The organism is Flavobacterium sp. NKUCC04_CG (assembly GCF_019345525.1).
GTDB lineage: Bacteria > Bacteroidota > Bacteroidia > Flavobacteriales > Flavobacteriaceae > Flavobacterium.
In genome coordinates this window covers 152,793-177,315 of the sequence record NZ_JAHKRA010000001.1, presented here as the reverse complement: position 1 = coordinate 177,315, position 24,523 = coordinate 152,793, and the positions used below count along the sequence as shown (strand labels likewise).

The 24,523-nt window shown below is 38.7% G+C and carries 6 protein-coding genes; all 6 read left to right on the top strand.

Features of this window, described 5'->3' with window-relative positions:
* Positions 1-132: 132 nt before the first annotated feature.
* A complete protein-coding gene (locus KO524_RS00735; protein WP_219288205.1) occupies positions 133-6,636 on the top strand; it encodes a fibronectin type III domain-containing protein in 6,504 nt (2,167 codons plus the stop codon).
* Positions 6,637-6,782: 146 nt separating this feature from the next.
* Positions 6,783-14,882 (top strand): T9SS type A sorting domain-containing protein, encoded by an 8,100-nt coding sequence (locus tag KO524_RS00730; protein ID WP_219288203.1) that lies wholly within the window; start codon positions 6,783-6,785, stop codon positions 14,880-14,882.
* 195 nt (positions 14,883-15,077) lie between these two features.
* Positions 15,078-18,137 (top strand): T9SS sorting signal type C domain-containing protein, encoded by a 3,060-nt coding sequence (locus KO524_RS00725; protein WP_219288201.1) that lies wholly within the window; start codon positions 15,078-15,080, stop codon positions 18,135-18,137.
* Positions 18,138-18,155: 18 nt separating this feature from the next.
* Entirely contained in the window at positions 18,156-18,386 is a 231-nt protein-coding gene (locus tag KO524_RS00720) for a hypothetical protein (RefSeq protein ID WP_219288199.1), read from the top strand.
* 385 nt (positions 18,387-18,771) lie between these two features.
* Positions 18,772-22,695, top strand: coding sequence for a T9SS type A sorting domain-containing protein (locus KO524_RS00715; protein ID WP_219288197.1), 3,924 nt, complete (start codon positions 18,772-18,774; stop codon positions 22,693-22,695).
* 380 nt (positions 22,696-23,075) lie between these two features.
* Positions 23,076-24,467 carry a nucleotide sugar dehydrogenase gene (locus KO524_RS00710; protein ID WP_219288195.1) on the top strand — a complete coding sequence of 464 codons (1,392 nt, stop codon included), beginning with the start codon at positions 23,076-23,078 and terminating at the stop codon, positions 24,465-24,467.
* Positions 24,468-24,523 lie beyond the last annotated feature (56 nt).

The following is a 24,523-nucleotide window of genomic DNA, read 5'->3' as shown; positions in this document are numbered from 1 at the left end:
TAAATATAATTATGTGTTTGTGGCGTTGTTTTAGAGTTTATTTTAATTACTAAATGTTAAAGTTAATTAATTGCTAAATATTTTAAAATAAAGTATTATTTTAGGGCGACTAATTAAACTGTAAATAATAAAATGAAGAACATTACACTTTTGTTTTTTTTAATGAGCTTTATGGCTATAAATGCTCAGGTCACGGGCTATGTGTTCACCAATGAGGTGGGTGCATATGTTCCGGTAAGTACCAATGCAACAGAATTAGCAAATGTTAAGGCTGATGACGCAATCTCAGCAGCTACTAATATTGGTTTTAATTTTTTGTATGAAGGTGCATCTTATACCAGTTTTAAGATGAGCTCAAATGGATTTGTAAGTTTTGGAAATGGGACTGCAACCTTGAATGGTAATGATTTATCTGCGGTAAATGCTACTTCGCGACCTATTATTGCTCCTTTATGGGATGACTTAGATGGTCGCGCAACTGGGGGGTCTTATGCCGGGTATGAACTTACCGGGGTAGCTCCTAATCGGGTATTAACGATAGAATGGAGAAACTGGGAGTGGAATTTTAATAGTACTAATCCGGTAATTAGCTTTCAAGTTAAGTTGTATGAGACAACCAATGTTGTTGAATTCATTTATAGACCAGAAGCAGCAGATGTGAATCCAGGTGGCGCAACTATCGGTTTAGGAAGTAAATTTGGCTCAGGAAATGGTAGTTATATCAATCTTACCGGAACACTTGCTCCTGTAATTACAAGTACCACTTCAGTTACGGAAATTGTTACAAAACCGGTAACGGGGCAGATTTATAGGTTTACTCCTCCATCTTGCTATGGTGTAATTGAAATAACTACTACTGCACAAACTACGAATTCTATGGTGTTGAATTGGACAGCAACTGATTTACAAAGAACAGGGGAATTCGAAGTTAGAACTTCGGGTGGGCCTGGAAGTGGTGCTGTCGGATTGGTTACAAGTGGGGCTACCGCTGTTGGAGCCAATTCACAACTAATTTCAGGACTTTTACCAAATACGAACTACAATCTTTATTTGAGATTGAGTTGCGGAAGTGCTTTTTCAGGTTGGGCAAATACTACAGGGTCAACTATGAGTTTAGGGCAAATTGGTGCAGGTATTGCTACAAGTACACAATTGCCATTAAATACCAATTGGGGGTTTAATTATAGCCAACAGATTTACTTAAAAGCTGAGGTTCAGGAAGCAATTGGTATCAATAATTTAATAACAAAAGTTAGATTTCACTTTAAAGCTACAACGTCTACAGCATCTTATAAAGATTGGAAAATCTTTATGGGAAATACAACTAAAACTACTTTTACTAACGGAACCTCGTGGGTAGCTCCTACTGAGTTAAGTGAAGTGTTTAACGGTGAAGTTACTTTTCCAGCCGATGATTGGATGGAGATTCAATTGGCTACTCCTTTTATATGGGACGGAGTCAATAATTTAGTAATAGCAGTTCATGAATATACTCCTAACTTTTTAAACGGAGGTGTTTTTAGAAGAATGGACACCACTCCGAATAGGGGAATGTCCTATACAAGTGATACGAATAATCCGAATCCTTTAAGTCCACCTACTGGTACTACTGTTAGTCACGTTCCACAGATAATTTTGACAGGTAATCCTTTGCCTGCTTGTATGTTTCCTTTGAATATCCGTACTAGCGATTTAACGAGTAGTTCCATTAAATATACTTGGAATATTCATGGGACAAATCCATATGTTGGAGTAGAATATTTTTTATCTACTTCTCCCGATGAACCTGAGTCCAATTCAGAGCCAGCAGGAATCGTAGATGCTCCTGTTGCAGAATTGTTATTGACGGAATTAAATGAAAATACGCGTTATTATGTTTGGTTTAGAGTAAAATGTTCTGCAACTTCAACTAGTGAATGGACAAATATGTCTAGTTTTAAGACCAACAGTATCGGTCAAATTGGAACCGGAGACTTAACAACGGCTTCTTTGCCAATTCAATCGAGTTTGGCTTATAATTATTCCCAGCAGATTTATTTGGCTAGTGATGTTTTAAGTTCAGTAGGGACCGATCGATATGTTAGAACGATTAAGTTTCATTTTAATTCTACGACAGCTACAGCTAACTATAAAGATTGGAAAATCTTTATGGGTAATACGGCCAAAACGAATTTTGCTGGAACCACCGCAGCCGAATGGATACCTACCGCTTCTATGACTACGGTATTTAACGGCGAGGTTACTTTTCCAGATCCAACTGGCGATTGGATGGAAATCACGCTAGCAGAACCATTTTTATGGGATGGAACAAGTAATATAGTGGTTGGAGTTTACGAAAATACTCCAGGGAATACTGCTGGAGCAACTTTTAGAAGAATGGATACGGGTACCAATTATCGTGGCTTACTTTATAGAGTAGATGCCGTAGCATCAAACCCAAATCCAAATAGTCCTCCAGCGGCAAGTGAACGTTTTCAATATGTACCACAAGTGGTGCTGCTTGCTGAACAGGCACCGAGCTGTGTAGGTGTTTCTTCATACAGTTTTTCCGATTTGACTATTAATTCAGTTAAGATACAATGGACAAATTTGACAACTGTTCTAGGAACGGAGTATTTTTATGCTACGAGTTTAGCACAAGCACCTATAGCAACTACTGCACCTATGGGTACAGTTAATGTGCCGACTATGTCCGCAGACTTAGCGGGCTTAACTTCTGATACGCAATATTACGTATGGTTTAGAAATAAATGTAATGCAACTGATAAAAGTGCATGGAGTGCAATTCCTTTATCCTTTAAAACTTTGGTAAGAGGTTTTATTGGTAGTGGAACTGCAACGGCAACTGAATTGCCAATGCATTCCAATTGGGGTTATAATTATACGCAACAGATTTATACAGCTAGTGAGATACGTGCTGCCGTAGGTGGTACTGGACAAACAGCTATCACTACCTTAAAGTTTCATGTAACCACTCCTGCTGTTACAGATAGTTTTAAGGATTGGAAAGTCTTATTGGGTAATACCGCCAAAACGGCATTCGCCAGTACAGCTGCGGATCAATGGGTTCCGATTTCGACCATGCAACAAGTATTTAATGGAGTGGTGACGTTTCCTGCGCCAACTGGTGACTGGATGTTGATTACTTTCGCAGAACCTTTTATTTGGGATGGTACTAGTAATATTGTCATCGCTGTTAATGAATATACTCCGGCTTGGTTGAATGGAGCAAGTTTTAGAAGGATGGATACCCCAGGTGCTAATAGAGCGATTGCTTATCGTAATGACGGTACTGCACCTGATATAAGTACTCCTCCTGCTGCTAGTAGTACATACGCTTATGTTCCTCAGATTATTTTTGAAACAGGTGTAGTGCCGGGATGTTTAAAACCAATTTATTTGGCAGCTAGTCAGGTAACTAAAAATACTGCAACAATAAATTGGACTGCACCAATTACAGTGCCTGCGAACGGGTATGAGTATGAAGTGAGAACCACTGGTGCTCCTGGTAGCGGCGCTGTTGGAAGGTTTTTAACAGAAATTGTAGCTAATACAGTTATGACTAAAGCATTGACAGGACTTACACCTTCTACAGAATATTCGGTTTATATTCGTTCAAAATGTTCTGCTACGAATAATTCCGAATGGACTTTAGCAACCAAGTTTACCACTAAATGCGATGATCCAGATTTTACCGTACAGAATGCAGCGATTTGTGGTCAAGGAATAGTGACATTAAGAGCTACTGTAACAGGAACGACTGGAGTGTTTAAATGGTATGATGTAGCTACAGGTGGCGCTGTTCTTTTTGAGGGACCGGCATTTACAACACCTGTATTAACAGCTAATAAATCTTATTGGGTATCTGGCACATCCGGTACTGGAAATACAGCTTGTGTCGGGGAGAGAAAGAAAGTAGATGTTGTGGTTTCTACAGCGCCTGCCTTGACTTTAAGTACAGCGGTAGTGACTATCTGTGAAAATGAAACTTCAGCCGTAGTCTCTATAACGAGTGATGTCAGTATCTATAACAATTATACATGGTTGCCTGCAACGGGAGTGACAGGTAGCGCACAAACCGGTTGGGTCTTTAATCCAACGGTTACTACGGACTATGTATTAACGGCAAAACAAACCTCTGGCGATCTATGTGAGGTTGCAAAACAACTAAAGGTTACGGTAAAACCTTTACCGGTTATTGTATATACACCTACCGAGCCAAATCATATTATTTGTGAAGGAGGAGTTAAGGAGTTTAATGTTGATTTTGGTGGGGAATCATATTCTGAAATTGGTATGGGAACTTCTTTGTCTGGTAATGCAGATAATAATAGTGCATTTATCAATAGATGGACTAGTGGGAAATCGCAACTGTTGTTTACCGCAGCTGAATTAACTGCTAATGGAGTTTCGGCTGGAGCTTTAAAATCGATTTCATTTAACATTGCCACTCCAGGTGACGCTTTAACCAACGCAAATTATACCGTGAGAATTGCGACTACTAATTTGGCTCAATTTGCTTCTGCGGCTTATATTACAACTGGGTTTACTACAGTTTATGGGCCGAGTACTTATACTCATACGGCGTCTGGTTGGCAAGAAATAACGTTTGCGACTCCTTATAATTGGGATGGTGCATCTAATTTAATAGTAGAGATTTCGCATTCTGGAGCAGATGATTTTGATAATGCACAGACGTTTTATACCGTTTCTACAACTAATAATTTGCTTTTTAGTTTTAATACGGGAACGCCAACTTTAAGTAAGAATAGGTACAATGTTAAGTTTAAAGGAAAAGCAGAATATATGGTTACTTGGGCTCCAGCAACCAATGTCTTTACAGACGAGGATGCTACGATTCCTTATGTAGCAGGTGCTTCTGCTAAGAAAGTATATTACAAAGGACAAACAGAAGGTTATGAAGATTTGGTTATGAATGTTTCTTCAGGTAACGGTTGTCCCTTGGTGAAAACCTTTAATATAAGAACCGTAGTAATCACCGATGCTGTCGCAGAAACTCAAGAGTTTTGTGGTGCGGTTCTAATCTCGGACTTAGTTGCTACAGGTCAAGAGGGGGCTGCTTTTAAATGGTACCGTCAGGCAACTGGAGGGGTGGTTTTAGCGCCGACGACTATAGTTACAACGGGAACTTATTTTGTAACTCAGATAATAGGAACGTGTGAATCTACCACTAGAGTGCCGGTTCAGGTTATTATTAAAACAAAACCGATTGCACCGATTTCACCAAATAGAAATATTTGTGGAACGGCTGTATTATCTGATTTGGAAGTAACTTACGATACGGATAATACTTTAAACTGGTATGATGCCAATCAAAATCCGATTGTTGGTGATATTGATTTGCAAACAGGGGTATATTATGTGTCTCAAAGTAATACGGTTTGTGAGTCCGATCGTACACGAGTTAATATTAGTGTGAATCCAGTTCCTGGAATCCCAACGGTTACTACTGCTCAAATCTATTGTGGTATATCGAGAGTTTCTAATTTAGCGATGCAATTGGCTCCAGGGGCTGTTGCAAACTGGTATGCAAGTTTAGAATCCACCACGGTATTATCACCTAATGATTTGCTAAGAACGGGAACGTACTACGGTGCGCAGATGATTAATGGTTGTGTGTCTGCTAGAGTTGCGGTTAACGTTTCTGTGTATGAAACGGTATCGCAGCCGGTGGCTCAAAATCAAAATTTCTGTACAACTACTGCGACAGTGGGAGATTTACAAGCTACAACATTACCGGGTGCACAAGTAAAATGGTATAATGTAGCTACTGGAGGCGTTGCTTTAGGTAGTAATCAAAATTTGAACTCAGGGCTTTATTATGTATCTCAAAAGATTGGAGATTGTGAATCTGCTCGTGTTCGAATTGGCGTTAATATCGTTAGTAATACCGTAGCACCAAATGCTCGTGCGCAGTCTTTCTGTGGAGAAGCAAAAGTTAGTGAACTACAGGTGACTGTGGCTACGGGTATGGTTGTAAAATGGTACCAACAAGAATCAGGTGGTACAGTATTAGCTGCTGATGCTTTGCTTCAAACGGGAACGTACTATGTGAGTCAGTCGATTTACTTCTGTGAGTCTCCTAGAAAAGCAGTGCAAGTAACGGTAAATCCAATACCAACGGCGCCTACTGGAAGTGATTTGCAAGTGTTTGAACAAGAACAAAATAGCGTAGTAGGCAATTTAGTCCTAGATCAAATGAATATTATTTGGTTTAGTTCTGAAGAAGACGCAATTGCAAACATCAATAGCTTGGCTACAAATATGCCGTTAATTGATGGGAATGTTTATTATGGTGTAATACTTTCATCTGCCGGCTGTACGAGTTTGCCTTTTGCAGTTACCGTGAAAATTAATGTTCCATTGGGAATTAATGATTTTGATTTAACCAAGTTAAATTATTATCCAAACCCGGTGAAAGATATTTTGACGATTACCTATAAAGAAACCATAACTAGAGTAGAAGTATATTCCTTAACTGGACAGCGTGTGTTGACCATGAATGCTTTAGATAACATGGTTTTAGTAGATATGAGTCGTTTGGCGACTGCGACCTATGTCGTGAAAATCTATTCAAACAACCAAACTCAATTCGTTAAAATTGTTAAAAATTAAAAATAGTTTTTTATAGTCTTGAAAACCCCCAATTGATTCGTCAATTGGGGGTTTCTTTTTGTCTAAAAGTTAAAGTTTATAAAAAACTCTTTTCTTTAGAAGAATATATTATTTTAGCGCCCACTAACTAAATAACTCGTGTAAAAATGAAGAAACTATTACTATTATGGTTTTTTGTACTATTCAATATTATGTCTTCTTGGGGACAGGTTGAGATTGGTACGGGAACCGACACTCAACGATTTCCCTTGGGAAATCATTTTGGATTTGATCGCTCTGCCTCTATATATACTGCGGCAGAAGTACAAAGTGTCGGAAATATTCAGCAATTAGCCTGGTATGCTACTGTTGGAGAAAGGGGACCTCGCCCCATTAAGATATATCTAAAGGAATCAACGGCTAGTGTCTTAACATCCGTTCCATGGAGTACCTTAATTGCTGGTGCCACTTTAGTATATGAGGGTACAATGACACCTGTGGTAGGTTGGAATAGTGTAAGTCTTATGGCTGCTTTCAACTATACGGGTAATGCAAATAACTTGATGGTTTTAGTAGAAGCTAATTTTGGTGGAACTGGTAATGGCGGAGGTGCAAATGGAAATGCAGTGAGATATTCTTCAGCTACTAACAAACATTTGACACTACAGAAGGATAATACGCCTTCAACAGATAGTGATAATGGAACACTTAGTAACAATCGTCCTAATATAAAAATGACATTTGGACCTGCGGAAACTTGTTTTAAACCAAGAGCTGTTACTGATTTTTTTGTTTCTGGTACAAGGGCATCATTTACAGTGACGCCACCTATAACGGTACCAGCAATGGGATACGAATATGAATTGAGGACTTCAGGTTTGGCAGGTTCGGGACCTATAGGATTAGTTACGACTGCTTTATTTACAGATGTTAATGTGGTATTGAGCGGACTTGCAACACAAACGGCTTATGTACTTTATATACGTTCAAAATGTTCGGATTCTCAATTAACTGATTGGTTATCAATGCCATTTACGACAACGGGTATCGGGCAGATTGGAGGAGGTGAAACAACAAGTACAATCTTACCTATAAGACCCAATTTCGGATATAATTATTCGCAACAGATTTATTTGAAGGGCGAGGTAGTTAATGCGGTTGGTGAAAATAATATAATTACAAAAATTAAATTTCATTTTAAATCGGCAACGGCTACAGCTACCTATAAAGATTGGAGAATCTCTATGGGTAATACTAATCAAACGGAGTTTTCAGTGGGAACTGCATGGGTTCCTCAAAGTAGGCTAAGTCAAGTTTTTGATGGTGTTGTTACATTTCCAAATCCTACAGATGATTGGATGGAGATTGAATTGACAACACCATTTATTTGGGATGGCGTCAGCAATTTAGTCGTTGCTGTTCATGAATATACTCCAGGTTTTCTTGCTGGAGGTGTTTTTAGAAAATCGGATACTGTCGGCAAAAGAGGAATGATTACGGGAACAGATACGGTTAATCCAGACCCTCAAAATTTAAGCTCGGGTACTTCATATAACTATGTTCCTCAATTGATTTTGGAAGGTGGTCCGCTACCTGCATGCCAATATCCATTAAACGTAGAATCTAGTGAATTGACGAGTCGTTCAGTTAAATATAACTGGAAAGTTGTTGGGACCAACCCTTATTTAGGAACCGAGTATTTCTATTCTACATCGGAAACAGTACCAACACAAACAACAGTACCGACAGGACTCATAAATCAACCTGTAGAGGAACTTGTCTTATCAGGATTAAGTGCAAATACGACATATTATATTTGGTTTAGAGTAAAATGTAATGCTTCTACAACTAGCGAATGGTCAGCTGTATCTACTTTTACTACCCTTCCTTTGGGGCAAATCGGTACCGGTCAATTAACTAGTACGACCTTGCCTATGAGGCCAAATTTCGGTTATAATTATTCGCAACAGATTTATCTTAAAGCAGAGGTAGTAGGTGCGGTTGGAACAAGTAATTTAATTACAAAAGTTAAATTTCATTTTACAGCTACTACTGCCACAGATACCTATAAAGATTGGAAAATTTATATGGGTAATACTAATCAAACGGAATTTGCAACAACATCTTCATGGGTTAACCACAACCAATTGAGTGAAGTGTTTGATGGCGTAGTTACTTTTCCAACTCCTACAGATAACTGGATGGAGATTGAATTGACAACCCCATTTATTTGGGACGGGGTTAGTAATTTAGTCGTTGCGGTTCATGAGTTTACTCCTGGTTTCCTTTTTGGTGGTGCATTTAGAAAAATGGATACTGCAGGGAATAGAGGAATCATTACGGGAACAGATATGGTTAATCCAGATCCTCAAAACTTAACTTCAGGAGCAACATACACCTATGTCCCTCAACTGACGTTGGTCAGTCGAGATGTACCTACATGTGTGTTTCCTATAAATGTTGTTTCAAGTGATTTGAGACACGATTCGATTAAATACAGTTGGGATATTTACGGGACAAATCCATATTTAGGAACCGAATATTTCTACTCGACATCGGCAACTGCTCCTACTCAAACAACACAGCCCTCGGGAATTGTAAGTGCACCTGGAGAAGAATTGGCTTTGACAGGCTTAAACGAAAACACTCAATACTATATCTGGTTTAGAGTGAAATGTAATGCTACTACTACTGGTGAATGGTCAACGGTTTATAAATTCAGAACCAACTTAATCGGTCAAATCGGTACTGGGGAATTGGTAGGAAGTGAATTGCCTTTACGATCGAGTTCTGCATTTAATTATTCACAACAGATTTACTTAAAAGACGAAATAACTGCAGCAATAGGAACGGATAATGTGATTACAAAAATTCAGTTTCATCTTAAATCTGCAGCAGCTACAGCCAATTATAAAGATTGGAAAATATTTATTGGTAACACCAATCAAACCGAATTTGCAACAGGAACTTCTTGGATTGCTCAAAATCAATTAGAACAGGTTTTTGATGGTGAAGTCTCTTTTCCTAATCCTACTGTAGGTGATTGGATGGAAATAGAATTAACAACACCATTTATCTGGGATGGTGAGAGTAATTTGGTAATTGCTGTTAATGAATATACGCCAGATTTATTGGCCGGTGCTGTTTTTAGAAAGATTAATACAATTAACAAAAGAGGAATGGGAGTATTTGGTACTGCAAATCCAAATCTTCAAAGTTTAAACTCGGGTACATCACAATACTATGTGCCTCAAATAGTCTTACATGCGGAGCCTGCGCCTCCTTGTCTGGCGCCTTTAAACTTAATGTTTGACCATGTTACAAATAATTCAGTAAAATATACTTGGTCTATTTTTGGAACGGCACCTATAGTTGGCGTAGAGTATTATTTATCTACTTCCGACGCAGTACCAGATCCAAATACGGATATTTCAGGAGAATTTATCGGTCGAGTTACAGAAGGTGTAATACAAGGTTTAAATGAAAACACACGTTATTATATCTGGTTTAGAGTAAAATGTAACGCTACTGAAACTAGTCAGTGGACAGAAGGGAATACATTTGTAACCAATCCAAATGGTCTAATTGGTACAGGAGAAACAACGGCTACAACTTTGCCTGTAAACTCTAGTTTTTCCTATAATTATTCTCAACAAATCTATTTAGCTAGTGAAGTGACTGGGGTTATAGGTACGGAGCGATATATAAAGAAAGTCAGATTTCATTATAAATCTACCACAGCAAATGCCACCTATAAAGATTGGAAGATTTATATGGGTAATACCGCCAAGGCTGCATTTGGTGCTACAACTGCCACAGAATGGATTCCTACATCGCAATTGACAACAGTATTTGATGGAGAAGTGACTTTTCCTGCTGATGCAGCTGCTGGAGATTGGATGGAAATCACGCTTGCAGAGCCATTTTTATGGGATGGAACAAGTAATATAGTGGTTGGAGTTTACGAAAATACTCCAGGGAATACTGCTGGAGCAACTTTTAGAAGAATGAATACCGGTACTAATTACCGTGGCTTACTCTATAGGGTAGATGCCGTAGCATCAAACCCAAATCCAAATAACCCTCCTGCGGCAAGTGAACGTTTTCAATATGTACCACAAGTGGTACTGATTGCAGAGCCGGCGCCGAGCTGTGTTGGTGTTTCTTCATACAGCTTTTCCGATTTGACTATCAATTCGGTTAAGGTGCAATGGACGAATTCGACAACTGTTCTAGGAACGGAGTATTTTTATGCTACGAGTTTAGCACAAGCACCTATTGGTACTACAGCGCCTATGGGTACTGTTAATGTTCCGAATATGTTTGCAAACTTAACAGCATTAATTCCTGATACTCAGTATTATGTGTGGTTTAGGAATAAATGTACTGCTACAGAATCTAGTGCTTGGAGTGCAATTCCTATGTCTTTTAAAACTTTAGTAAGTGGATTTGTTGGTAGTGGTGTTGTAACAACCGCTGAGCTACCAATGAGTTCAAACTGGGATCATAATTATACACAACAAATTTATCTTGCTAGCGAAATCAGTAGTGCTGCTGGAGCAACAACAAGACAAGCTATAACGAAGTTGAAATTCCATATCAGAACTACTTCGGCAACCGCTACTTATAAGGACTGGAAAGTTTTTATGGGAAACACGGCTAAAACGGAATTTACTGCAACGAGCGTTGACCAGTGGGTGCCTATTACAGCTATGCAACAGGTGTTTGATGGCGAGGTGACCTATCCAGTAGGAGATCCAATAGAAGGTTGGTTAGAAATTACCTTTACGGAACCATTTATTTGGGATGGAACAAGTAATATTGTTATCGGCGTTCACGAGTATACGCCATCTCGATCAGCTGGAGCTAATTTTAGAAGAATGGATACTCCGGGTGCTAATCGTGGGTTTTCTACCCGTAGCGATATTACGGTGCAAAATCCAGCTAATCCTGGTGTGGGTACAAGATATACTTATGTCCCTCAAATTATTTTTGAAACGGGTGTGGTGCCAGCATGTTTAAAACCTACTTATTTAGGAGTTAACGATGTAACCAAAAATACGGCTACAATGAATTGGACGGCACCTATTACAGTTCCTACTAATGGTTATGAATATGAGGTTAGAACTGCTGGGGCTGCTGGTTCAGGCGCAGTTGGTCGATTTGCCACTGAAATATTGGGCAATACAATTTTAACCAAAGCACTTACCGGATTGGTACCTGCAACAGAATATTCGGTTTATATTCGTTCAAAATGTTCTGCTACTACCAATTCCGAATGGACCTTAGCTACCAAGTTTACTACCTTATGTAATTATACCGATTTCACAGTGGAAAATGCTGCTATATGTGGACAAGGTACAGTGAATTTAACGGTAACAGTAACGGGAACTACAGGAGTTTTTAAATGGTACGATGTGGCTACCGGTGGCGTAGTCCTTTCAGAAGGATTGACATTTACAACACCACTGCTGACTGCCAATAAATCGTACTGGGTTGAGGGAACTACTGGAACAGGGAATGATCTTTGTTTGTCAGGTAGAAAGAAAATAGATGTGGTGGTTAGCCCTGCACCTGCTGTTTCTTTAAGTACATTAGATGTGATTATCTGCGAAGGAGAAACTTCTAGTGTGGTTACTGTGACTAGCGATTTAGCTACTTATAATACTTATACTTGGTCACCTGCTGCAGGAGTTAGTGGTAATGCACAAACAGGATGGGTGTTTAATCCGACTGTAAGTACAGAATACACACTAATTGCAAAACAAACCTCAGGTGATTTTTGTGAAGTAATGAAAAAAGTAAATGTAGTGGTTAAGCTTTTACCTGCGGTAACTTTCTCCCCCATTGAAACAGACCTTGTTGTGTGTGAAGAGGAAACTCAGATGTTAGAGGTTGAATATACTAGAAATTTCCAAGCCACATTTGGTACCGGTACTACCGTATCTGGGAATAACGATAATAATACGGCTTTTAACAATAGATTTACGGCTGGAAAATCGCAATTACTATTTACAGCTGCGGAGTTAAATGAGGCTGGAATAGCAGCTGGAAATATTTCGAGTTTATCTTTTAATATAGCTACTCCAGGATCTCGTTTGACCAATGCCAATTACATAGTGAAGATTGCAACTACTGCCTTAAATGCATTTGCATCATCAGCATATGTAACAACAGGTCTTACGACGGTTTATGGACCGAGTACGTATACACATACAGATAGCGGTTGGCAAGAAATTGTATTCGCCACTCCTTATGTTTGGGATGGAACTTCTAACATTATTGTTGAGATTTCACACACAGGTGCAGATTTAGCTAATAATGCTAATACGTACTATACCGCAGGAACTGAAAACCGATTATTATTCGGTACTACAGGAACCCCTACTCAAAGTAAAAATAGATATAACGTAGTATTTAAAGGAGAAAGAGATTATAAAGTAACTTGGTCTCCTGCTACAAATGTTTACACAGATGCAGCGGGAACCGTTCCTTATGTAGCCGGTACCTCTGCTAAGAAGGTTTATTACAAAGGGCAAACGGAAGGTTATGAAGATTTGGTAGCAAATGTCTCTTCTGGAAATGGATGTCCTTTGGTGAAAACCTATACTGTGAGAACCGTTATAATTACCGATGCTGTTGCAGAAGATCAAGAGTTTTGTGGTGCAGTTCGAATCTCGGACTTAGTTGCTACAGGTCAAGAGGGTGCAGCTTTTAAATGGTACCGTCAGGCAACTGGAGGAGTGGTTTTAGCTCCGACTACTATAGTTACAACGGGAACTTATTTTGTTACTCAGATAATTGGAAATTGTGAATCTACCACTAGAGTACCAGTTGAGATTGTTATTAAAGTAAAACCGACTGCACCGATTTCACCAAATAGAAATATTTGTGGAACGGCTGTACTGTCTGATTTGGAAGTTACTTATGATACGGCAAATACTTTAAATTGGTATGATGCCAATCAAAATCTGATTGTGGGCGATATTGCCTTGCAAACAGGGGTATATTATGTATCTCAAAGCAATACGGTTTGTGAGTCTGATCGTACACGAGTTAATATTAGTGTGAATCCAGTTCCTGGAATTCCTACGGCTACGGCTACTCAAATTTATTGTGGTACAGCGCGAGTTTCTAATTTAGCAGTACAAATGGCTCCTGGAGCAGTAGCTAATTGGTACACTTCTATGGATTCTAATGTAGTATTGTCTCCGAATGATTTCCTTAGAACAGGAACTTATTATGTAGCTCAGAGTAGCAACGGATGTGAGTCTACAAGAATAGCAGTTAACGTTTCAGTTTATGAAACAGTTGCAATGCCTACGGCTCAAAATCAAAATTTCTGTACAGCTACTGCAACAGTTAGGGATTTACAAGTTACAACATTACCAGGCGCGCAAGTAAAATGGTACAATGTGGCTACTGGTGGAGTTGCTTTAGGTGATAACCAGAACTTAAGTTCAGGTCTTTATTATGTAGCTCAGAAGATTGGAGATTGTGAATCTGCTCGTGTTCGAATTGGCGTTAATATCGTTAGTAATACGACAGCACCAAATGCTCGTGCGCAAGCTTTCTGTGGAGAAGCAAAAGTTAGCGATCTACAGGTAAATGTGGCTACGGGAATGATTGTCAAATGGTACAAACAAGCGGAAGGTGGCGCAGTCTTGACTGATGATGCCTTGCTTCAATCGGGAACGTATTATGTAAGTCAGTCGATTTACTACTGCGAGTCTCCTAGAAAAGCCATACAGGTTACTATTAACCCTATTCCTGCAGCTCCAAACGGAAATGCACTACAAGAATTTGAGGAAGCACAAAATAGCGTCATCGCTAATTTAGTACTTGATAAAAACAATGTGGTGTGGTATAGTTCTGAAGAAGATGCACTTCTTGACAATAATCGTTTGGCAGCAAACATGCCATTAATAAATGGAAACGTTTATTATGGAGTGGTTCATTCTGCAGCGGGTTGCCCGAGTTTGCCTTTTGCAGTTACGGTGAAAATCAATCCGACTCTAGGTGTTAACGATTTTGATTTGACTAAGTTGAATTATTATCCAAACCCGGTTAAAGATATTTTGACAATAACTTATAAAGAAACAATCGTTAGAGTCGAAGTATATGCTCTAACAGGACAACGCGTTTTGACACAGCATGCTTCAGACAACATCGTTTTAGTGGATATGAGCCGATTGGCTACAGCTACTTATGTGGTGAAAATCTATACAGACAGTCAAACACAATTTGTGAAGATTGTAAAGCATTAAATTTCTTTTTAAATAGTACTAAAAGCCCCAATTGAGCAATCAATTGGGGTTTTTTTATGGTGAAGAATTTCTTTTTATAAAAAAAAAATTGGATGACTGTCTCATTAATGTAAGCATAACAATTCGTTAAGCTATCACAGGGTGTTTATAAAAAGGGAATTTTTAGTTTAGTAAAAAATTAAAAACGATTTATTTATGAGAACATTTTTACACAAAACGAAGCATTTAGCTTGTCTCATCATGCTCCTGGTCTCGAGCATAGGATTTGCTCAGGCTGTTATTCTCGATCAAGATTTCAGTACAATCAGTGGAACAGGGGGGAATGATGGTATTTGGTCGGGATCGGCTGCAAGTAACACCCAAATAAACTTTGACGGCTTTGAATTTACAAGAGGATTTAAAGGCGATTCGTGTTTGAAACTGGGTACAGGGAGTGCTTTAGGAAATTTAAAAACACCCGAATTAACAGGTCTTAATGGAGCGGCTACCTTAACGTTTAGGGCTGGTGCGTGGAATTCTAATAATGAAAAAACACAATTAAAAGTAAGAATCGAAGGAGGGGGAAGCCTTTCTGTTACTGGTGTAACTTTGGTTAAAGGTGCTTTTTCGCTATACACCGTAGAAATATCAGCAGGAACAACCAACTCTAAAATTGTTTTTGAAGGAGAACAAGCAGCTAACTCCCGTTTTTTTATTGACGATATAAAAGTAATCTCTCAAGAAGACGTTGCGGAGGGTGAACTATCTCAAATTGTTAATACAGCTGTTCAAGGGGTTTACAATCAAGTTTTAAATAGTCCTATTCAAGCTTCAAACAACCCGATTTCATTTCAAGTCACCGGGCTGCTTCCCAATGGGATAACTTTGGTAGATAACGTATTCCAGGGTACTCCAATGCAAGTTGGCGTTTTTCCTGTTTCCGTAATTGTTACAAATGCAGTAGGTGTTAGTGAAGCAGTAATTATGACTGTAGAAATAGTGAAGGCCATACAACTGACAGAGGGATTGGTTGACAAAGTATTTCCTTTAGGGACTTTACCGTTTCCCTTATTAGAAAAAACGTCGGCAAATCTAAATATATCATATAGCAGCTCGGCTGAAGATATAGTAAGAATATCAGGCAATGTGCTTCACATGGACGGAGTCGGAACCGCCACTATTACTGCAGTACAAGCAGGTAATGAAAATTACGAACCCTATACAACAACATTTGTAGTATTGGTCAATGAAATCACTAATCCAGGTGGCGACCAATGCGGATTCGAAACTTTCGATGGAGCTAGTTTTGTTTCTAATACCTATGGAAGTGGCAGCTTCAATGGAGAAAACGGTTATATATGGAATTATGTTGATTTGAGAAATGACGCCTTATATCAAATAGATGGGAAAGGCGCCATAATGAAAGCGGGTAGTTCATTAACTACTCAATTGGTTAATGGTATAGGAGATTTTAGCGTTAAAACCAGAAAGGCCTATTCGTCTAGTGCACCAAGAAAATTAGAATTATGGATTAACGGAACCCTAAAAGAAATTTTTGAACCGGTTTTCGAAGGTGGCGTTGATGCGACAGTAGTGGTTTTTCAAGTAACTGGAATAAACATAGCTGATGATGTAACTTTAGAAATTAAATCACTTGGCGCACAAATTGCCTTAGACGACATCATTTGGACTTGTTATATTGCTGGGGAATCCGAAGAAACAATTTGGGATGGAACCAATTGGAGCAATGGGATTCCAGCCGCAAATAAAAAGGTAATTATCGATGCAGACTTTGTTTCAACAACGGATTTAATAGCAAAAAGCATACAGATAAATCCTGCAAAAAACTTAACATTAAGCTCAAATCATGTGCTTACCGTAGGAGATATCGATAATCGTGGAAGCTTTATAATTAACGATAAGGCAGCGGTAATTCAAACTGCTACAGCTATAAATACAGGAGTGGTACAAGTGCGTAAAAATAGTTTGCCTTTAAAACGACTGGATTATATACTTTGGGGTAGCCCGGTTTCTGGACAGAATTTGTACAACTTTTCACCCCAGACGATAGAAGGCCGATTCTATAGTTACGATACCGCTTTAAATCAGTTCTCTACTACGGGAATCCATGCGGCAACCGTATTTGAAGGGGCTAAGGCTTTTGGGGTTCGAGCACCTAATAACTTTACGGAACAGCCGCAGATATTTGAGGCAGCTTTTGAAGGCGTTTTAAACAATGGAAACTATACAATACCGGTGAGCGCAGTAGGTTCTGGATTCAATTTAATTGGAAACCCATACCCTTCGACGATTCATGCCGATTTATTTCTCGCTCAAAACACCAACCTTTCAGGAGCGGTATATTTATATACCAATACCAATGCGTTTAATGAGCAAACTCAAAATTATGCAGCCAATAATTTTGCGGTTTACAATACCACGGGATCTGTAGCTGCTGATAACAGTGTTCAAATTCCAACAGCACAGCTTTCAGTAGCTCAGGGTTTTATTGTCGAGGCACTAGCGAGTTCTGAGGTTTTGTTTACCAATGATATGCGTGTTGATTCGGGAGCTCCGTTTTTTAATAGAAACGAGCCCGAATTAGAAAAACACAGAATATGGATGGAATTGAAATCTCCAGAAAACAGTAAAAATCAAACCTTAGTAGGGTATATTGAAGGGGCAACCAATCAAAAAGACCGTATGTTTGACGCGGTTCAATTAGATCAAAACACCAACAGTATTACTTCTTTATTAAATGACGAAAGTTTAGCTATTCAAGGAAAGAGTCTGCCTTTTAGTGTAGACGATGAAATTGCCTTGAGGTTTACAGCGGTTTCAGCTGGGGTTTTTAGTTTAAAAATAGCGGCTAAAGACGGCTTGTTTGCAGTTGATCAAAAGGTATATTTAAAAGATGCGTTAGCGAATACTACCGTTGAATTAACAATTGCGGATTATGTTTTTACATCAGCAATAGGAAGGTTTGACAATCGATTTTCGTTAGTATTTAAAGAACCGAACTTGTCCATAGATGACATGCATAGCAATAGCGATATAGTGGTTTTCCAAAACAATCAAATTTTAGTTGTTGAGACAGGAAAAGCCCTATTGAATAATATTGAAATTTTTGACCTTAATGGACGAGCAATATACCACGGCAAAGAGCTTAATCAGACTAGATTTGAATTTCCATATGCGGCATATTCGAAAGGTATTTACTTTATAGTAATTCAGAGTAAATCGGGACAAAAGATGACGAAAAAATTGATTTTTTAATTTATAAAACGATTAATGATGGAAAAGATATCGAAAACATTAATAGGCTATTTTATGTTCTTTTGTTTGACCTCGGCTTACGGAGTATATGCACAGCCAGATCCTAGAGATGTACATCCGTATGCGCCGACCCCACCTCCAGGTGAGGATGATTTGCCGGTTCCTATAGGAGATTACCTACCCTGTTTACTGTTGGCTGGTGTGGGAATTGCTTTTTATGCGACTGCAAGCAAAAAGCAAAAAATCTGATTAAAAAATAAATAAATCTTGGCTGTCTCAAAAAAGACAGCCATTTTTTTTGCCAAGTATTTTTGGAATTTCTAAAGAATTAATGGTTTTTTTAAGATTCTTAAAATTTCAACCTAAGGTGTTTAATTGCAGGTTTTCAGTTACTTAAGTTTAAATGGTATTAATTTTTCAATTGATTTATTCGCAAAGCGCATCTCTTTTACAATCCTGGAATAAATGGTGTAAACCGACAAGGCGCTGCATGGGTAGCTATGCTTGTTTTTTTTGTGTTAATATGTGTTTTTGTTTGTTTTATTGTGAATTTTGTTAAAAATTATCTTTTATTTTGATTTATTTTCAAAACGCATATTTTTGTTTTTAGTATAAACAAAACATATTTTTGGTAATGAAAAAAACTACTTTATTTTTTTTAAACATTTTTTTGTTGCTATGCTGCACTTGTGGTCTAGCTCAAGAATATGAAATTATTGGAGTGTCCTCCGGTTTTAACTCGGACGTAATCGCCAACGGTACGGGACCTTCAAGTGCATCAACAACCCATAGGGTGGATAGTGACAATTTCAATTTTCTCAGTAGGGATTTTAAGGCTAATGCCAACTCGCCTGCAGCAACCGTTGGTTTGCCTATTGACGGTGTAATTACGGCAAGCAACATTTCGGGATTGAGCTTTCAAATGCAACCTTACGATCGGAACAATTCCTTGCGTATTACTGAGCTTCACAGTTCACATACGCTGGTTTTCTCTTCTTCTGTGAAGATGCAGAAAATGTATCTATTGACTACGGGTGGAAGCGCTGGTGATTATTCAGCATTTTTAAGTGCGACCGTCAAATTTAGTGATGGAAGCTCACAAACAGTCAGTGGATTAAGAGTCGCCGACTGGTATGGCGGAAGTGTCGGGGACATTGTCATCTCTGGTATAGGTAGAATCAACGTGACCAATGATCATATTGAAGCACCCTCCGGTAATCCAAAATTATTTAGTGTTGAGATTCCCCTAGATGTCATCAACTATACTAAAGAACCGACTGCAGTAATTATCACGAAAACGGCTAATTCTGGGGCGGTACTTAATGTTTTTGCTGTTAGTGCCTTAAAAACTCCAAATTGTTTGGAACCCCAAATGATCTCTGTATCCAATGTAACCGCTACGACAGCTACGGTAAATTGGTTAAACATCAATCTACTATCCGGTTTGGGATGTGAGTACGAATTGAGAACGAGTGGAGCAGCTGGTAGTGGTAGTGTGGGGTTAGTAGAAACAGGAACGACAGCTAATAGCGTTCTTACTAAAGACTTTACCAATTTACTAGATTCAACCAATTATTTGCTGTATTTAAGATATCAATGCACTGCTACTAGTGTTAGCAGATGGACCTCGGGTACTCCAATTAGAACCACTTGTGTTTTTCCTCCCATGACAGTAACTGCCGCAACTGTTTGTGGACAGAATGCTGCAACACTTAGTGCAGATGTCGCCAATGCTAGCGTGCAATGGTATGATCGCGAATTAGGAGGTAATATTATTAGTAATGTTAATACCTTAATCACACCGATTTTAAACGAGACAACTCGTTTTTGGGTATCTACGCTAACTTTAAACTCGATAGACACACAAGTAGGGAGAATGCAGCCTGAACTGATGACGGAATACAGTGCTTTGGATAATCACGGAATAGTATTTAATACTTCACAAGATATTCGATTGAAAAGTGTGGATGTTTACCCAACAAGCTCCGGTACCTTGGATCTTAAGATTGTTAATTCATCGGGTCAGGAAATTTATTCGACTGGAAACGTAGATATTACTTTTAATGAGGGGGATGGCGCGGTAACCATACCTTTGAACACAGAAATTACCGCGGGAAATGGTTATCGATTATTGATTAAATCATCTTCAGGATTACGATTATTATATGATGACGATGATGATGTAGAAATAGCATATCCCTTTCAGGAATCTAATGGTGTGGTGAGTATTCCAGCCTCTTATAGAGGGGCTCATGTTCCATGGTACTATTTTTATTTTTACAATCTCCAATTTGAAGTGGGTTGTGTATCTCCAAGGCAGGAAATCATCGCTACGGTATTGCCTGCTCCTGAGTTAAGGTTAAATACTACTAATTTGCTCCTTTGTGAAGGCATAGGCGCAGGGCTAGTTACCATAGAAGAAGGAGCTAGTTCTTATGACACCTATTCTTGGAACCCGTCTGTCGGCGTAAGTGGTAATGCGGTAAACGGTTGGACTTTTGATCAATATGAAGCTCAAAAATATACACTGACTGCTTCGCAATCTAGTGGGCAACAGTGTCAAACCATTCTAGATTTAAATACTTTAGTGATTTCTGATTTTGAGCCAACGTATATTCCAAGTTCAGACCTTCCAGCGGGTTGTGTTTCTGATATACTACCATTAGAAGTCGTGGATCCTGATTTTGTCGTTAAGCAAATAGGAGCGGATTCACCATCGTATTTCAATTCTAATTTATCAGCATTTAATAATTACCGACGATCTGCTCGGGTCCAAATGATATTTACCGCGGAAGAACTTAGAAATTCGGGGCTTACTAAAGGACACATAGGTTCTTTATCATTTGATATAACGACCTTAGGAGCTAGCGCCGATAACGACAATTATACAGTAAAAATAGCACCAACAAATTTAGGCAAATTTATTTATTCCGATTTTATCAATGCTGACTTTACAACGGTATTTACACCAAAAACATATACTCACACAGCTTCAGGCTGGCAAGAAATTCTTTTTGATACCAATTATGATTGGGACGGTTTATCCAATTTAATCATCGAGATTGCACATGATGGTATTGACTCTTCGAGCAGTGCAAGGACCAATTATACCGACACAGCTGTTTATAGCGTAGTCTATGAATATAATGGGACCAATATAAATATATCTAAAAACAGGTTTAATATTAAATTCAAGCAGGTTTTCCCAGTTCAAGTAAAATGGACTGCCACGGCAGGAAGTTTGTTTTTAGATGAAACCGCGACGATTCCTTATTCAATAGACACCCATGCTAATAAGGTGTATTATAGAGCTGGTCAAATGGGAGCTACGGAGGTGATAGCTAGTATGGCGATACAAACTTGTGAAAAAACGAAAGTTTTTAATGTGACTACCTTAGATATTGCAGAAGTGCAAATTGATGAAACGCATATGTTGTGTCAGCAAACGGCAATCTCTGAACTTGTGGCCATAGGTCAAAATTTAAGATGGTATAGATCGGCAGATAGAAGTACACCCGTTCCAGAAACTCATATATTGGAAGCGGGAGACTACTATGTGTCTCAAACTATTAATGATTGCGAATCGATCCCCAAAAGATTTACAGTCAATCTGCTAACTCCACCTGTTCCGCCACTATACACCTCACAAGTATATTGTGGCACTACGTATTTACAGGATATAAATGTGACATACGATCCGAACAATACCTTACATTGGTATGATGCAGCTGATAATTTGATTGACACAAACATTTTAATGACAACGGGTTCTTATTCCTTTTCACAAAGTAATCAGGGTTGTGAATCAGTACGAACTACAGTGGATATTGTGGTCAATTCGGCTCCTATTGCACCCGATTTTAGCCCAGATTCTATATGCGGACCAATTGCCGTAGGAGACTTAGATCCACAACTTTTGCCCAATGCCATTGCAAACTGGTATATGGAACTCGACAGTACTGTTGCGATGGAAGCTACGGAGCTCTTGACGAGCAGAACATATTATTTAAGTCAAAGCCTGGGCGGATGTGAATCGCCAAGAACAGCAGTACAGCTAACGATCAATGATATACCACTAGCACCAACTGGAAATGCTCTACAAGAATTTGAAGGAGATTCAGTAGTTGGTGATTTAGTGACAGACCAAGACAATGTCGTTTGGTTTGAGTCTCTAGTCGATGCTCAAGAGAATAACAACAGTTTAGCAGGAAATCATCCATTGACAGATGAGGAGGTATATTACGGTGTACTGTTCTCCGCAGAAGACTGTTGGGGAGCGCCGTTTGCGGTAACGGTAAAAATTAAGTTGTCAACACAGCGTTTTGATGAAAAACAATTGTATTACTATCCAAATCCGGTAAGTGATTTATTGCATATCTCTTATAAAGAGAAAATCAGTAAAGTGGAAATCTACTCGTTGAGTGGACAACTGATTCTTGAGACAAATGCTGCTGCGACTTCGGTTGAAATCGATATGAGTACTTTGGCAAAAGCGACTTATATAGTGAAGATTTTTGCTGGAGCGGATACGCAATCCCTAAGAGTCATCAAACAATAGTTGGTCAATTGGAGATTGCGGTGAGCTATCGAATCTAGGTCGATGGATAGAAGGGAACTCGCAAGATCCAATGAATTTTTGTGGCGTTTTAAAGAACACCTCCTACTCGTATTTACGGGTTAGGGGGTGTTTTGTTTTTGTATAAGTTAATCCAAACAACCAGGTCTAACATATCCTAATGAGAAAATGCAGCGCTCTTAATTTTTGATGGGTATATGGAGTCAAGTTAAGTGTTGGTATGTAAAACCGTATAAGAGTTGTTCTATGAAATCTTCGAATCCTCTAAATCGGCTATAAAATCGCTTTTAACACCATTTAATTGAAGCGAAGCAGTCAGAGTTTATTATATTTGCTAGTACAAATTAAAGGAATACTTATAAATGAAGATTCAAAATATATGTTGTATTGGTGCGGGTTATGTGGGCGGACCAACCATGTCGGTTATTGCTCAGAAATGTCCGGATATTAAAATTACAGTTGTTGATGTAAATGCATCAAGGATTGCAGCATGGAACAGTGACGATTTGAATCAATTGCCAATTTATGAACCTGGACTTAGCGAAGTAATTCGTGAAGCTCGTGGGAGAAATTTGTTTTTTTCGACTGATGTGGACTTGGCGATTGAACAAGCGGATATGATATTTATTTCGGTAAATACGCCTACAAAGACATACGGATTGGGAAAAGGTATGGCTTCGGATTTAAAATATATAGAACTTTGCGCTCGTCAAATTGCTCGAGTAGCTACTACCGATAAAATTGTAGTAGAAAAATCAACCTTACCCGTGCGGACGGCTACAGCTATTAAAAATATTTTAGATAATACGGGAAATCCTGTTCAGTTTCAAATTTTATCAAACCCAGAATTTTTAGCAGAAGGAACTGCGGTAATGGATCTTTTTAATCCCGATCGCGTATTGATAGGAGGAGAGGAAACGGCTAAAGGACTCGAAGCGGTTCAAGCTTTAGTTGATATTTATTCCCGATGGGTTCCTAAAGAAAAAATATTGACCACTAATGTTTGGTCCTCCGAATTGTCAAAACTGACAGCTAATGCCTTTTTAGCCCAAAGAGTATCGTCAATTAATGCCATTTCAGAGCTTTGTGAGCAAACAGGAGCTAATGTTACTGAAGTAGCCAAAGCCATTGGAATGGACAGTAGAATTGGTTCAGAGTTTTTAAAAGCTTCTGTCGGTTTTGGTGGGTCTTGCTTTCAAAAAGACATATTGAATTTGGTGTATATCGCTAAAACCTATGGGCTTCATCAGGTTGCAGACTATTGGGAACAAGTGATATTGATGAATAATCATCAGCGCGAACGTTTTGCGCATCGCATAGTGAAAACGCTGTACAATACGGTTTCGGATAAAAAAATTGCATTTCTCGGTTGGGCTTTTAAAAAAGATACTAACGACACTAGAGAATCGGCAGCCATTTATGTGGCAGATTACCTTTTAAATGAACAAGCCTTAATTCAGGTTTATGACCCCAAGGTAACGGCTCAACAAGTATATACCGATTTAAATTATTTAAATAGTAGAACCGAAGTTGAAAATGAAGTGTTGGTGAAGGTTCATACGTCAGCTTATCAAGCCTGTGAAGACGTACATGCCATCGCTATATTAACGGAGTGGGAAGAATTTAATACTTATGATTGGGAATTAATCTATCAAAAAATGCAAAAACCAGCATTTGTTTTTGATGGAAGAAATGTATTGAACAAAGAACTATTAGAGAAAATAGGTTTTACGTATTCCGCTATAGGGCGCTAAACCAATAGGGTGTAGTTTGCAAATGTTTTTAATTGATTCGCAGTATAGAGACAGAT